This window comes from Acinetobacter sp. YH12102 (assembly GCF_013419125.1).
In the GTDB taxonomy this organism is placed as follows: domain Bacteria; phylum Pseudomonadota; class Gammaproteobacteria; order Pseudomonadales; family Moraxellaceae; genus Acinetobacter; species Acinetobacter pseudolwoffii.
Genome location: NZ_VPAS01000002.1, coordinates 113851 through 125996 on the forward strand (window position 1 = coordinate 113851; position 12146 = coordinate 125996).

Genomic DNA, 12146 nt, shown 5'->3' on the forward strand with positions numbered 1-12146 from the left:
TAAGGATTTCTTATGCCAATTATCACTTTGCCAAATGGCGATCAAAAACAGTTTGATCAAGCCGTATCTGTGATGGACGTTGCACTCAGCATTGGTCCTGGTCTTGCAAAAAATACCGTTGCTGGTCGTGTAAATGACCGTTTAGTGGATGCGTCTGATCTCATCACTGAAGATGCAACCTTACAAATTATTACGCCTAAAGACGAAGCCGGTGTCGAAATTATTCGTCACTCTTGCGCGCATTTGGTGGGTCATGCGGTTAAGCAACTGTTCCCAGAAGCAAAGATGGTCATTGGTCCGGTCATTGAAGAAGGTTTCTACTATGACATCTGGATGCCACGTCCATTCACATTAGACGACATGGCAGCCATCGAAGAGCGTATGAAAAAGCTCATCGATCAAGACTATGATGTTGTGAAAAAAATGACCCCGCGTGACGAAGTGATTGCAGAATTCACAGCGCGTGGCGAAGAATACAAATTACGCTTGATCAACGACATGCCTGAAGAAACACAAATGGGCTTGTACTACCATCAAGATTACTTGGATATGTGCCGTGGTCCGCACGTTCCAAATACCAAATTCTTAAAATCGTTCAAGCTGACTAAAATCTCGGGCGCTTACTGGCGCGGTGATGCGAAAAACGAACAATTACAACGTATTTATGGTACAGCGTGGGCAGACAAGAAACAGCTTGCAGCTTATGTAAAACGTATTGAAGAAGCAGAAAAACGCGATCACCGTAAAATTGGTAAAGCGCTAGACTTGTTCCATATGCAAGAAGAAGCACCGGGTATGGTGTTCTGGCATCCGAACGGCTGGACCATTTACCAGGTACTTGAACAATACATGCGTAAAGTTCAGCAAGACAACGGCTATGAAGAAATCCGTACCCCGCAAGTGGTTGATTTCACGCTGTGGGAAAAATCAGGACATGCTGCCAACTATGCAGACAACATGTTCACCACGCATTCTGAAAACCGTAACTACGCGGTTAAACCAATGAACTGTCCTTGTCACGTACAAGTGTTCAACCAGGGTTTAAAATCATACCGTGATCTTCCGGTACGTCTGGCAGAATTTGGTTCATGTCACCGTAACGAGCCATCAGGTTCTTTACACGGCATTATGCGTGTACGTGGCTTTACCCAAGATGATGCGCATATCTTCTGTACCAAAGAACAGATTGGGCCTGAAGTTGCAGACTTTATCAAATTGACACTCGACGTATACAAAGATTTTGGCTTCGAAGAAGTACAAATGAAATTATCAACACGTCCTGAAAAACGTGTCGGTGATGACAAACTTTGGGATATGGCTGAAAAATCTTTAGCAGATGCTTTAGATGCTGCGGGTCTTGAATGGGAGCTTCAGCCGGGCGAGGGTGCATTCTATGGTCCAAAGATTGAATTCTCTCTGAAAGACTGTCTGGGGCGTGTCTGGCAGTGTGGTACCATTCAGTGTGACTTTAACTTGCCAGAACGTTTAGATGCGTCTTATGTCACAGAAGATAACGACCGCGATCAGCCAGTAATGTTACATCGTGCAATTCTTGGCAGTTTTGAACGTTTTATTGGTATACTGATTGAACACTACGCAGGTTTCATGCCACCTTGGTTGGCGCCGATGCAAGCGTGTGTGATGAATATTACCGATTCTCAGGCAGAAGCATGTGAGTCAGTTGTCGCAAAACTTAAAGAAAACGGTATTCGTGCAATTTCTGACTTGAGAAATGAGAAAATCGGCTTTAAGATTCGTGAACGTACTTTAGAGCGTATTCCTTACTTACTGGTACTTGGGGACCGGGAAGTTGAAGAAGGTACAGTAAACGTCCGTACCCGCTCAGGAAAAAATTTGGGTACTATGTCAATCGATGCTTTCGTTGACCTAGTAAAAGCAGCCGTTGCCGAACGCGGCCGGTACATTGTGGAGTAACAGCGATTAAACAGCCTGACCGTAATCAACAGGGCGGTAACAAATCAAACCGTCCTGCCTTGAATGATGAAATTCGTGCGAAAGAAGTCCGTCTTGTAGACGAAAATGGTGAGCAAAAAGGGATTGTAAGCTTAGCTGAAGCCCTGCGCGCAGCAGAAAGTGTGGAACTTGATCTTGTCGAGATCGTAGCCAATGCTGAGCCACCAGTATGTAAGATCATGGACTTCAACAAGCATTTGTTTGATCTTAAGCAAAAGCAGAAAGAAGCGAAGAAAAAACAACATCAAGTCCAGGTGAAAGAAATCAAGCTACGCCCGGGTACTGATGTTGGTGATTACAACGTAAAACTACGTGCAATCATCAAGTTCCTTGAAGAAGGTAACAAGGTGAAAATCACCCTTCGTTTCCGTGGCCGTGAAATGGCGCACCAACAGTTGGGTCTGGCTCAATTGCAAAAAATTGAAGCTGACGTGGCTGAATTCGGTACTGTTGAACAGATGCCGAAAATGGAAGGCCGTCAAATGGGTATGCTGCTTGGTCCTAAAAAGAAAAAGTAAGCACTCATGAAGCGAAAAAAGCCCTGCAGATGCAGGGCTTTTTTTATGCCCTAAAATTCCAGGCAGTTTGTATGGCCTGCATAATCTGTTGAGCCTGTTGCCGGGAAAACATTGACAATTGAATCCGGAAAAATCCGAGACAGATTTGATTGATCAGATCAGGCTGGCATAATCTAAAATCTAGCGTGCCATCGCGTTGACTGATGAGATGCGCTGGAGTTCTACTCAGCCAGCGCTTGAGATGGGCTTTGAGAGAATCGTATCGCGGATTCAGAAAGCTATAGTGTACCGAGTGTCGTTTTAAGCAGAGGCTGATCCGGAAACCGGCCAAAGTATAATAAATTGCCTGAGACGTTATTTTTAGTTTGGTTCCCAGCATGAGCAGCGAAAGACCAAGAAAGCCGCCGATATAAACATAAAAGCCAGGCGACTCCTGCCATAAAAATAACAATCCTTGCAGAAAGCTGGAATTGCTACGCAGACTGCTTAAATAAAAAATGCTGAATATGCCAACCGGATAACAGAGTAGTAAATATCCGATAGCGCGCATGATCGGACTACTCTGATGAAACAGGATTTTTTCTGACGCGTTCATAGCTTATTTTTATGATCATAAAGCGTATTATTTTAATGAGCTTAGAGAATCTGGAGTCAAAAAGAAAGGCCCTTTTGGGCCCTTCTTTTAAGTCAAATCCAGCTTATTCAACTGATTTTTCATCATTTTCGATCAGCAGTTTATTGCCAATCGGAATTTGGCGCGGCAATTTCTCTTCTGGAATGATACGTTGCAAGTCAATGATCAATAGACCATTTTCATAATCTGCCTGTTGTACTTCAATATATTCATCCAGACGCAAAGACAATTTAAATGTACGTCGTGCAATGCCTTTGTGCAAGAATTCGGTATGGTCATTGCTCTGGTTTTCAGGCTTACCTAAAATGGTCAGTAACTTATTTTCCAGACGAATGTCGAGTTCTTCTTGACGGAAACCCGCAGTTGCGACCACAATCCGATAATTATTTTCGCCATGCTTTTCGATATTATACGGGGGATAATTCGGCGCATCACTTTGCATGGCATAGTCAATAAAGTCATTCAAGCGATCAAAACCGATACTACGACGAAACAGAGGATGAAGATTTAAGTTGCTCATGATTAGAACCTTCTCGATTAAGCAAAGTTATAAAAACAAGAAAATAAGATCTGTCATGTCAGACATCGACAGTACATAAGATTGACGCAATCCTTATGCACAAATAAATATGTGTCTGCTGTAAAAATTTTCAAGATAAAAAATAAAAAAATACATGAATTTTTATTAAGATAATGATATTTATATAAAAATATTTTTGAAATACAGGCTTGTTGTTTCTGGCTGAATCCTCTATGTTGAATGCATCATGGCATAGATAAAGTGCAGGGAGTATTAAAAAAATGATCGATTTATATTATTGGGGCACCCCCAACGGCCATAAAATTAGCATTGCTTTGGAAGAAATGGGGCTGAAGTATCAAATTTTTCCGATTAATATTCTGGAAAATGACCAGTTCCAGTCTGACTTTCTGGCTATTTCTCCTAACAATAAAATTCCGGCGATTGTCGATCAGGAAGGGCCAGATGGCCAGCCGATTTCAATCTTTGAATCGGGTGCGATTTTGCAGTATTTAGGTCGTAAAACCGGCATGTTCTATCCGACAGATGAAATCAAACGTATTCAGGTAGAACAATGGCTGATGTGGCAAATGGGTGGACTAGGCCCGATGCTTGGGCAAAATCATCACTTTAGCCGTTTTGCGCCTGAGCGTATCGCCTATGCCACCGAGCGTTATGTCAATGAAAGCAAACGTCTGTATGGCGTGCTAAACAAGCAGCTGGTCGGGCAGGATTATGTGGCTGGTGAATACTCGATTGCCGATATGGCGATATTCCCGTGGTTGTTGCGACACGACTGGCAGCAGATTAACCTGGCAGATTATCCTGAAGTGGCTAAATATATCGATCGCTTGAATGCACGTCCTGCAGTTCAGAAAGCGCTCGCCATACAGGTCAGTTAAGCTGCAGCCTTTATGCTAAAATAGCCTTAAATAAATAAAGCCACCCTTAAGGTGGTTTTTTATTGGATGGATATATGAACGATTTTCTTCTGAATTTTACCAAGATTGTTGAAAGCAATACCCGAATTTACTGGAGTATTCTCTTCGGTATTGCTGCATGTTTAGTGCTTTATATTGCTGAAATTGTACATATTGATCAGGTAATTGCTGCTCTCAATACCAAAGATCAGCAGATTTTGCGTGCAGCGATTGAACCCATTACTCAGCAGTATAAATGGGGACGGATCATGGCAATGGTGGCAGCAGTACTGTGGTCCAGCTGGGAATATAGCAAAGCCAAGAAAAAACTGCGTTTAAGCCATTAATACTGGCATGAGCCTGTTTCTGCTCTTTCTATCAGCCTTCGGTGCAGCGACATTACTGCCTTTACAGTCTGAAGCTGTGCTGCTTGGTCTTTTGGTACAGGCAAGCCATAGTGTGGCACTGTTAATTGCGGTGGCCAGTCTGGGGAATATTCTGGGTTCCTGTGTCAACTGGTATCTGGGGCTCAAAATCGAGCATTATAAAAATAAAAAATGGTTTCCGGTGTCAGAAGACAAGATGCTCAAGGCACAAATGATATATCAGAAATATGGCTATTGGTCTTTGCTGCTGAGCTGGGTGCCTATTATTGGAGATCCCATTACTTTAATTGCAGGACTACTGAAAGAAAACTTTGCCCGATTTTTGTTCATTGTCAGCCTGGCGAAAATTGGACGTTATCTGTTTATTTATGCGGCTTTTGCCCTGTTCTAAACCTGAAGCGATTTTTCTGATTCTGTTTTGCGCACTATTTTTAAAGTGAAATCATAAAACCATCCTGTTTAAATTCGCTTATTGGATGAAGATGCTTTTGTTTTAAACAAAGATGCTTTAGAATACTCGCTCCCTTACCTGCAGGTCGTTTTGTAATGGTGCAAACGAGCCGAACAGGTGTTCAAAAGAGGTTGTTATGCCTAAGATGAAAACTCGCCGTGGTGCAGCTAAACGCTTTAAAGCGACTGCTAACGGTTTTAAGCGTAAACAAGCGTTCAAACGCCACATTTTGACCAAAAAATCTGCTAAGCGTATTCGTCAATTGCGCGGCTGTGTAATGGTTCACGTAAGTGACGTTGCTTCAGTTCGTCGTATGTGCCCGTACATCTAAGGAGATTATAAATGGCTCGTGTAAAACGTGGTGTACAGGCTCATCGCCGTCACAAAAAAATTCTTGCTCGCGCTAAAGGTTACTATGGTGCTCGTTCACGCGTTTACCGCGTAGCGTTCCAGGCGGTAATCAAAGCTGGTCAATATGCATACCGTGACCGTCGTCAGAAGAAACGTCAATTCCGCGCTTTGTGGATTGCACGTATCAATGCTGGTGCACGTCAAAACGGTTTGTCATACAGCCGCATGATTTCTGGCTTGAAAAAAGCTCAAGTAATCATTGACCGTCGCGTTCTTGCTGACATCGCTATGCATGACGCAGTTGCGTTTGCTGCGATTGCTCAAAAAGCAAAAGATGCGTTGGCTGCATAAGTCTTTATGACTTGAAAAAAGACCGCCATTTGGCGGTCTTTTTTTGCCTGAAAAATGGGAAATAGCTAATGCGCGATTTTCGTGAAATATGGTCGCCCATCGATCAGACTAAAAAAAGTTAAGTTTGCGAATAACGACACCGATACTATTTCAGAAAAATGGGCTGAAACTAATACTGTAATCTGCTTGAATTTAACCTTTTATTTCCATCTTTACTGAGCAATAAAAAGAGCATTATCTCGAGCGCTGAGTAAAAAATAATTGCGGTTAAATTCAAATAATCGAAAAAATATCAAACCCTGGTTGAGTTGAAATTCAATTGTTTGATGAATGATCAAAACTCATCGCGAAAACCGACAGCATTATTTCAAGCTCATCTCTGCTGTCGAATATCAATATATCCACTGGATTCGGCTAAGTTTTCTCCAAGAAGTTAATATTTTCTTGCTGAAATCTTAAAGACCAAGATAGTAGCCAATCAGACAGATAATCACGGTAATCACAATCAAGGTCAGTACATTTGCAGAATTAGATTTGCCAGGATCTTGAGGTTTTTCCGCTTTAGATATTTTGGGCGAACGGTGTTCGGTACTCATACCCACAAATGGGTCAGGCGCAACTTTTGGGGTGAGCTGTGCAGTTTTATAGTGGTTGGCAACTTTGCTAATGAATTTGGCACTTAAATCATCAATTTTTTGTGAAAAGTGGCGTAAATTGAGCTGCTGATCTGGGCTCAGGACTTCACCATCTGACGTATAGGGATGTTGAATTTTAGTTTGAATAAACTCATTTAAGGCATCTAGCCGGTATAAAGTCTGATGCGCATAATCAGCTGAATAGTCGGTCGGAATCAGGGCCAAATGACTTTCTGTATCTGCCTGAATTGCCGGTATCGTGCCGTAGTATGGAAGATTGGTATACGCCGGTTCTATAAAATCTTGAGCTAGGCTGCTTTCAAATAACTCATAATTGGTATAAGCCTGGATATCGTCCCAGTTCGGTGCTTCCAGATCTGTGTCAATACGCTTGGCCAGTTTGGGATTCAGCTCATAACACCAGAATGTTTCATGACGTAAAGGGGACTGCTGCGATTTAGGCGCTTCGTAATCATTGTCCGCGCTATACCATTCCGGCAATTCTTTGCCAATAATCCAGGCAGTTTTGGCTTTGGCACCATGGCTGACGATAAAATGCGCCAGAGGTAGCAGCTCGACATTGGCATTCGGATTTTTTTCATCAACCAGTAAATCCGAGCGATGCAAGCTCAGTCGGCGAACCCCTTGTTTTTTCAGTCCTTCCAGCCAAATCTGAAAATGCTGGGCCAATAGGTGCTGTGACATCAGATCCCGGAAGGCAAACTGATGCTGATTAAAAATGGAATGTTGAATCCAACGATTGAAACTCAGGTCCTGAGTCAGATACTCATTGCCATAAGTGACCAAGGTCAGCTGCTGTTTCCAAATTTGATCGAGTGCCATAGTGATTTGATCTGATTGATATTGTGTTTATCTTATACTTTTTATATTTAATCATGCCAATCTAATTTTCCTTAAAACGTATCTTCATCAAAGTGTCTAAAAACTGTTAGAATGTGGGGTTTTAAAATATTTTTTAACCTGTTGCTTTGAGAGTTACTATGTCACTGGAAGCCCTGACCACTGAAGCGCTCGCTGCGATTGCAGCAGCAGAAGACCTTGCTGCACTTGATCAAGTACGAGTGCAATTTACGGGGAAAAAAAGCCAGCTCGCGGAACAATCTAAGTCGCTTGGTAAAATGGATCCTGAACAACGTAAAGTCTTCGGTGCACAAATCCATGCTGTGCGTGAAGCCATTACCGCTGCATTAACATCACGTCAAGCTGAACTGCATAAAGCGGCGTTAGAACAAAAATTGGCAAGCGAAACCATTGATATTAGCTTGCCCGGTCGTGGTCAACAGGTGGGCAGTATCCACCCTGTAACCCAGGTACAAGAGCGTATTTGTCAGTTCTTTACCAAAGCCGGTTTTACGGTGGCCACTGGTCCTGAAGTTGAAGATGACTATCATAACTTTGAAGCGCTGAATATTCCGGGGCATCACCCGGCGCGTGCCATGCATGACACCTTTTACTTCGATGTAAATCATTTGCTACGTACGCATACGTCTGGTGTACAGATCCGTACCATGGAAACACAACAGCCACCGATCCAGATCGTGTGTCCGGGCCGTGTCTATCGTTGTGACTCGGATCAAACCCATTCGCCAATGTTCCATCAGATCGAAGGTTTGTATGTGGCTGAAAATACCAGCTTCGCAGAACTGAAAGGTTTGTTGATTAACCTGCTGAATGAATTCTTCGAAAAAGATTTGAAAGTACGCTTCCGTCCATCTTATTTCCCGTTCACTGAGCCGAGTGCTGAAGTGGATATCATGGATGAACGCGGTCGCTGGTTAGAAGTTTTGGGCTGCGGTATGGTGCATCCAAATGTGCTACAAGCTGCCGGCATTGACCCTGAGAAATACAAAGGCTTTGCTTTCGGACTGGGCGTAGAACGTTTTGCGATGTTGCGCTACGGTGTGAACGACTTACGTATGTTCTTCCAGAATGATGTGCGTTTCTTACGCCAGTTTGCTTAAAACTTTTTATTTAATCCTCTCCTAACCTCTCCTTTAAGAAAGGAGAGGGACTCCACGAAATAAATGGGGTTCTCCCCCTTAGAAAAGGGGGAGTCAGAGGGGGATTCTAGAGATTTGAATTACAGGTTTTATATCAATGAAAATTAGCGAAAATTGGCTACGCACATGGGTCAACCCAGCCATCGATAGCGACAAGCTTTCTGATCAATTGACCATGTTGGGTCTTGAAGTTGATGAACTTGCTCCTGCAGCAAAAGCATTTACAGGCGTAGTGGTTGGTGAAGTTCTGACAGTAGAACAACATCCAGATGCAGACCGTTTACGTGTGACCACTGTGAATATCGGTACAGCTGAGCCTTTGCAAATCGTATGTGGCGCGCCAAACGTACGTGTAGGTATGAAAGCGCCTGTAGCAACCATTGGTGCGGTATTGCCGGATGATTTCAAAATCAAGAAAGGCAAGCTACGTGGTATTGAGTCTCAAGGGATGCTGTGCGGCGCTTCTGAGATTGATCTCGAAGATAAAATTGACGGTCTGTTAGAGCTACCAGACGACGCAGCTGTGGGTGTCAACATTCGTGAATATCTGGATCTTGATGACAATGTGATTGACATCAGTATCACGCCGAACCGTGGTGACTGTTTCAGCATTCGCGGGATCGCACGTGAAATTGGTGTGATTAACCAATTGCCAGTGACTGCGCCTGAAATTAAAGAAGTGACTGCAACCATTGCTGATGAAAAGCAGGTTGTAGTCAGCACTGAAGGCTGTCCACGTTACTTAGGTCGTGTGATCAAAAACGTCAATACCAAGGCAGCGACTCCTGTATGGATGGAACGCGCATTAGCACGTTCAGGTATTCGTCAGCACAGTATTCTGGTCGATATTACCAACTATGTCTTGATGGAGCTGGGTCAACCGCTACATGCATTTGATGCTGCTAAAGTGCAAGGCGCAGTCCATGTACGTCAAGCCACTGCGGACGAAAAACTTGTGCTTTTAAACGAGCAAGACGTTGAGCTTTCTGACAACGTGATGGTGATTGTGGATGACGAAAAAGCATTGGCGATTGCCGGTATCATGGGTGGCCTGTCTTCAGCAGTCAGTGATGCAACCACTGAAATTTTCCTGGAATCTGCTTTCTTCGCGCCATTACATATTGCCGGTCGTGCCCGTAGCTTTGGTTTACATACGGATGCCTCACAACGTTATGAACGTGGTGTGGACTTTGAATTGCCATTAATTGCAATGCACCGTGCATCTCAGCTTATTTCTGAGCTGGCTGGCGGTGAATTCGGACCAATCACCGTGGCGGAAAAAGCTGAACTTTTGCCAAAACGTGATGCGATTGAATTAAACCAAGCTCAAGTCGATCAGTTATTAGGTTATAAAGTTGAAAGCGACTTTATTACTGATGCATTGACACGCCTTGGTTGCACGGTGACGGTAAAAGCAGAAGGCGAATGGTCTGTAGTTCCGCCATCACATCGTTATGATATGGCGATTTATCAGGACTTGATTGAAGAAGTTGCACGTATTCATGGCTATGACAACATTCAAATCAGTCTGCCTGTGATTGATGTGAAGTTGGCGAAATACCAGGATCAGTTTGAACTGGGTCAATTACGTCAAACGGCGGTGACTTTAGGCTATCAAGAGGCGATCAGTTTTAGCTTCGCTGACTTGAAGCTTGAAAAGCAACTTAATTCCGGTGTGAATCCATTAGCATTAGCAAATCCAATTTCAAGTGATTTGGCTGTCATGCGTTCTACCTTATTGTCTAGTCTGATCCCTTGTGTTCAGTACAATGTTAACCGTCAGCAAAGCCGTGTACGCTTCTTTGAACTGGGTTTACGTTTTGACTATCAGGAAGCCAGCAGCATTCATGATTTAAAACAGATTCCAACCTTTGCGCTGATTGCAACCGGTTCACGTCATGTTGAATCTTGGCATGCTAAACCTGCTGCAATGGACTTCTTTGACTTTAAAGGTGATGTAGAAGAAATTCTGGCTGCCGGCCGTGTCAAAGTGGAATATGTACGTTCAGAGCGTAGCTGGTTACACCCAGGTCAATCCGCAGAAATTCTCGTGAATGGTCAATCAATTGGTTACCTAGGGCGTCTACATCCTTCTCTGGAAGACGAGCTTGATCTGGCAACGACTTGGGTGGCAGAATTGGATCAAACGGCTGTTTTGCAAACTTATGTATCTAATTTTACAGAATTATCACGTTTTCCATCGGTTCGACGTGATATTGCGCTTTTAATTAGTGATAAGATTAATGTTAGCGAAATTCAGGGACTTATCGAAAAAACAGGTGGGGAGCTTTTAGACTCGACGTGGTTATTCGATGTGTACACTGGACAAGGAGTAGAAGAAGGGAAACGCTCACTGGCATTTGCACTTCTCTGGCAGCATCCAAGCCGTACACTGGAAGATGCTGAAATTAAATCAGGTATGGATAATATCCTTCAAGTGTTAGAAAACACTTACCAAGCGACATTGAGGGCTTCATGACAGCACTAACTAAAGCAGAAATGGCTGATCATTTAAGTGAGCTCACGAGTTTAAACCGTCGTGAAGCAAAACAAATGGTTGAGTTGTTTTTCGATGAGATCAGCCAAGCGCTGATCTCAGGCGAACAAGTAAAACTTTCGGGTTTTGGTAACTTCGAGTTGCGTGATAAGCGTCAACGTCCAGGCCGTAATCCTAAAACGGGTGAAGAAATTCCGATTTCTGCACGCCGTGTGGTGACCTTCCGTGCGGGACAGAAGTTCCGTCAACGTGTGGGAAATGAGCAGATCAACTGATCTGCTTTTTTTAAATTCTGTTATTTTTCTAAATTTCAGTTTTTAAAATAAAAAAAGAGAGCCCAAGGCTCTCTTTTTTTATACTGAATAATCTAAAAGATTATTGAGCAGCAGCTTCAGAAGCAGCAGTAGCGTCAGCAGCAGCGTCAACAGCAACAGCAGCAGCAGCGTCAGCTTCAGCAACAGCAGCAGTTTCAGAAGCAGCAACTTCAGAAGTAGCTTCTACAGCAGCAGCGTCAGCAGCAGCTTCAGCTTCAGAAGCAGCTTCTACAGCTTCAGATGCAGCTTGGTTAGCGTCAGCAGCAGCGTCGTCAGCTTTTTTAGCACAACCAACGAAAGCTAGAGTAGTAGCAACTGCAGCAGCAATAGCGATTTTTTTGAATAACATGGCATCACTCTCTAAAAATTGAGATTAAAAAAAACCTAAGTTAGTCTGTTAAGTGCTTTTATTGTTCCTAATTGTGTTAGGGACTAACAACGCAGGAGCAGTCTAACTGGTCTGCAAATATGCTATCACTGCGCCTTTTTAATTGCTACTAGCAAGACTCAAAAAAGTACTGAAAAATGCTAAAAAATCATAAGTTTTTAACAGAAAATAACAATGGAATGAAAC

14 protein-coding genes are annotated in these 12146 nt (G+C 43.2%); 10 read left to right on the top strand and 4 right to left on the bottom strand.

The annotated features are described in order from the left end of the window. Window positions 1-12: 12 nt before the first annotated feature. A complete protein-coding gene (gene thrS, locus FTU42_RS02410; RefSeq protein ID WP_005095787.1) occupies window positions 13-1935 on the top strand; it encodes a threonine--tRNA ligase in 1923 nt (640 codons plus the stop codon). 59 nt (window positions 1936-1994) lie between these two features. Next, a complete protein-coding gene (gene infC, locus FTU42_RS02415) occupies window positions 1995-2492 on the top strand; it encodes a translation initiation factor IF-3 (RefSeq protein ID WP_004647518.1) in 498 nt (165 codons plus the stop codon). Between the two features lie 43 nt (window positions 2493-2535). Here the strand turns inward: infC and FTU42_RS02420 are convergent, their stop codons facing one another. Next, a complete protein-coding gene (locus tag FTU42_RS02420) occupies window positions 2536-3087 on the bottom strand; it encodes a hypothetical protein (RefSeq protein ID WP_074384065.1) in 552 nt (183 codons plus the stop codon). 103 nt (window positions 3088-3190) lie between these two features. After that, window positions 3191-3646, bottom strand: a complete 456-nt coding sequence (locus FTU42_RS02425; RefSeq protein ID WP_005095791.1) for an Hsp20 family protein — start codon at window positions 3644-3646, stop codon at window positions 3191-3193. A 281-nt stretch (window positions 3647-3927) separates the two neighbouring features. Between FTU42_RS02425 and FTU42_RS02430 the strand changes: the two genes are divergently transcribed. The 5 genes from FTU42_RS02430 (at window position 3928) to rplT (ending at window position 6105) form a co-directional block, all read left to right on the top strand. Further along, window positions 3928-4548, top strand: coding sequence for a glutathione binding-like protein (locus tag FTU42_RS02430; RefSeq protein WP_005095793.1), 621 nt, complete (start codon window positions 3928-3930; stop codon window positions 4546-4548). 74 nt (window positions 4549-4622) lie between these two features. Then, a complete protein-coding gene (locus tag FTU42_RS02435) occupies window positions 4623-4913 on the top strand; it encodes a hypothetical protein (protein ID WP_005095794.1) in 291 nt (96 codons plus the stop codon). Window positions 4914-4920: 7 nt separating this feature from the next. Beyond that, window positions 4921-5343 carry a YqaA family protein gene (locus FTU42_RS02440; RefSeq protein ID WP_159138722.1) on the top strand — a complete coding sequence of 141 codons (423 nt, stop codon included), beginning with the start codon at window positions 4921-4923 and terminating at the stop codon, window positions 5341-5343. A 196-nt stretch (window positions 5344-5539) separates the two neighbouring features. Beyond that, the gene (rpmI, locus tag FTU42_RS02445) at window positions 5540-5734 is read left to right on the top strand and encodes a 50S ribosomal protein L35 (RefSeq protein WP_004278281.1); all 195 of its coding nucleotides are present in this window, start codon (window positions 5540-5542) and stop codon (window positions 5732-5734) included. Between the two features lie 11 nt (window positions 5735-5745). Continuing rightward, complete coding sequence (gene rplT, locus FTU42_RS02450; protein ID WP_005095799.1) at window positions 5746-6105, top strand: 50S ribosomal protein L20; 360 nt, start codon at window positions 5746-5748, stop codon at window positions 6103-6105. 455 nt (window positions 6106-6560) lie between these two features. Here rplT and FTU42_RS02455 read toward each other — a convergent pair whose 3' ends face one another. Then, the gene (locus tag FTU42_RS02455; protein ID WP_159138723.1) at window positions 6561-7583 is read right to left on the bottom strand and encodes a hypothetical protein; all 1023 of its coding nucleotides are present in this window, start codon (window positions 7581-7583) and stop codon (window positions 6561-6563) included. A 158-nt stretch (window positions 7584-7741) separates the two neighbouring features. Here FTU42_RS02455 and pheS point away from each other — a divergent pair, with 158 nt between their 5' ends. The 3 genes from pheS (at window position 7742) to FTU42_RS02470 (ending at window position 11533) form a co-directional block, all read left to right on the top strand. Then, window positions 7742-8722: a phenylalanine--tRNA ligase subunit alpha gene (pheS, locus tag FTU42_RS02460; RefSeq protein ID WP_159138724.1), complete on the top strand. Its 981-nt coding sequence runs from the start codon at window positions 7742-7744 to the stop codon at window positions 8720-8722. A gap of 136 nt (window positions 8723-8858) precedes the next feature. After that, the gene (pheT, locus tag FTU42_RS02465) at window positions 8859-11240 is read left to right on the top strand and encodes a phenylalanine--tRNA ligase subunit beta (protein ID WP_180082977.1); all 2382 of its coding nucleotides are present in this window, start codon (window positions 8859-8861) and stop codon (window positions 11238-11240) included. Next, complete coding sequence (locus tag FTU42_RS02470) at window positions 11237-11533, top strand: integration host factor subunit alpha (protein ID WP_004783565.1); 297 nt, start codon at window positions 11237-11239, stop codon at window positions 11531-11533. The genes pheT and FTU42_RS02470 overlap by 4 nt, the downstream gene beginning before the upstream one ends. A gap of 100 nt (window positions 11534-11633) precedes the next feature. Here FTU42_RS02470 and FTU42_RS02475 read toward each other — a convergent pair whose 3' ends face one another. Beyond that, window positions 11634-11921, bottom strand: a complete 288-nt coding sequence (locus FTU42_RS02475) for a hypothetical protein (protein WP_004647530.1) — start codon at window positions 11919-11921, stop codon at window positions 11634-11636. Between the last annotated feature and the right edge of the window lie 225 nt (window positions 11922-12146).

Excerpts from the sequence above, each read along its gene's own strand:
- FTU42_RS02470 (WP_004783565.1), top strand. The coding sequence starts at position 11,237 with ATGACAGCACTAACTAAAGCAGAAATGGCTGATCATTTAAGTGAGCTC.
- FTU42_RS02430 (WP_005095793.1), top strand. The coding sequence starts at position 3,928 with ATGATCGATTTATATTATTGGGGCACCCCCAACGGCCATAAAATTAGC.
- pheT (WP_180082977.1), top strand. The coding sequence starts at position 8,859 with ATGAAAATTAGCGAAAATTGGCTACGCACATGGGTCAACCCAGCCATC.
- FTU42_RS02455 (WP_159138723.1), bottom strand. The coding sequence starts at position 7,583 with ATGGCACTCGATCAAATTTGGAAACAGCAGCTGACCTTGGTCACTTAT.
- pheS (WP_159138724.1), top strand. The coding sequence starts at position 7,742 with ATGTCACTGGAAGCCCTGACCACTGAAGCGCTCGCTGCGATTGCAGCA.
- rpmI (WP_004278281.1), top strand. The coding sequence starts at position 5,540 with ATGCCTAAGATGAAAACTCGCCGTGGTGCAGCTAAACGCTTTAAAGCG.
- FTU42_RS02420 (WP_074384065.1), bottom strand. The coding sequence starts at position 3,087 with ATGAACGCGTCAGAAAAAATCCTGTTTCATCAGAGTAGTCCGATCATG.
- FTU42_RS02440 (WP_159138722.1), top strand. The coding sequence starts at position 4,921 with ATGAGCCTGTTTCTGCTCTTTCTATCAGCCTTCGGTGCAGCGACATTA.
- FTU42_RS02435 (WP_005095794.1), top strand. The coding sequence starts at position 4,623 with ATGAACGATTTTCTTCTGAATTTTACCAAGATTGTTGAAAGCAATACC.
- rplT (WP_005095799.1), top strand. The coding sequence starts at position 5,746 with ATGGCTCGTGTAAAACGTGGTGTACAGGCTCATCGCCGTCACAAAAAA.
- FTU42_RS02425 (WP_005095791.1), bottom strand. The coding sequence starts at position 3,646 with ATGAGCAACTTAAATCTTCATCCTCTGTTTCGTCGTAGTATCGGTTTT.
- FTU42_RS02475 (WP_004647530.1), bottom strand. The coding sequence starts at position 11,921 with ATGTTATTCAAAAAAATCGCTATTGCTGCTGCAGTTGCTACTACTCTA.
- thrS (WP_005095787.1), top strand. The coding sequence starts at position 13 with ATGCCAATTATCACTTTGCCAAATGGCGATCAAAAACAGTTTGATCAA.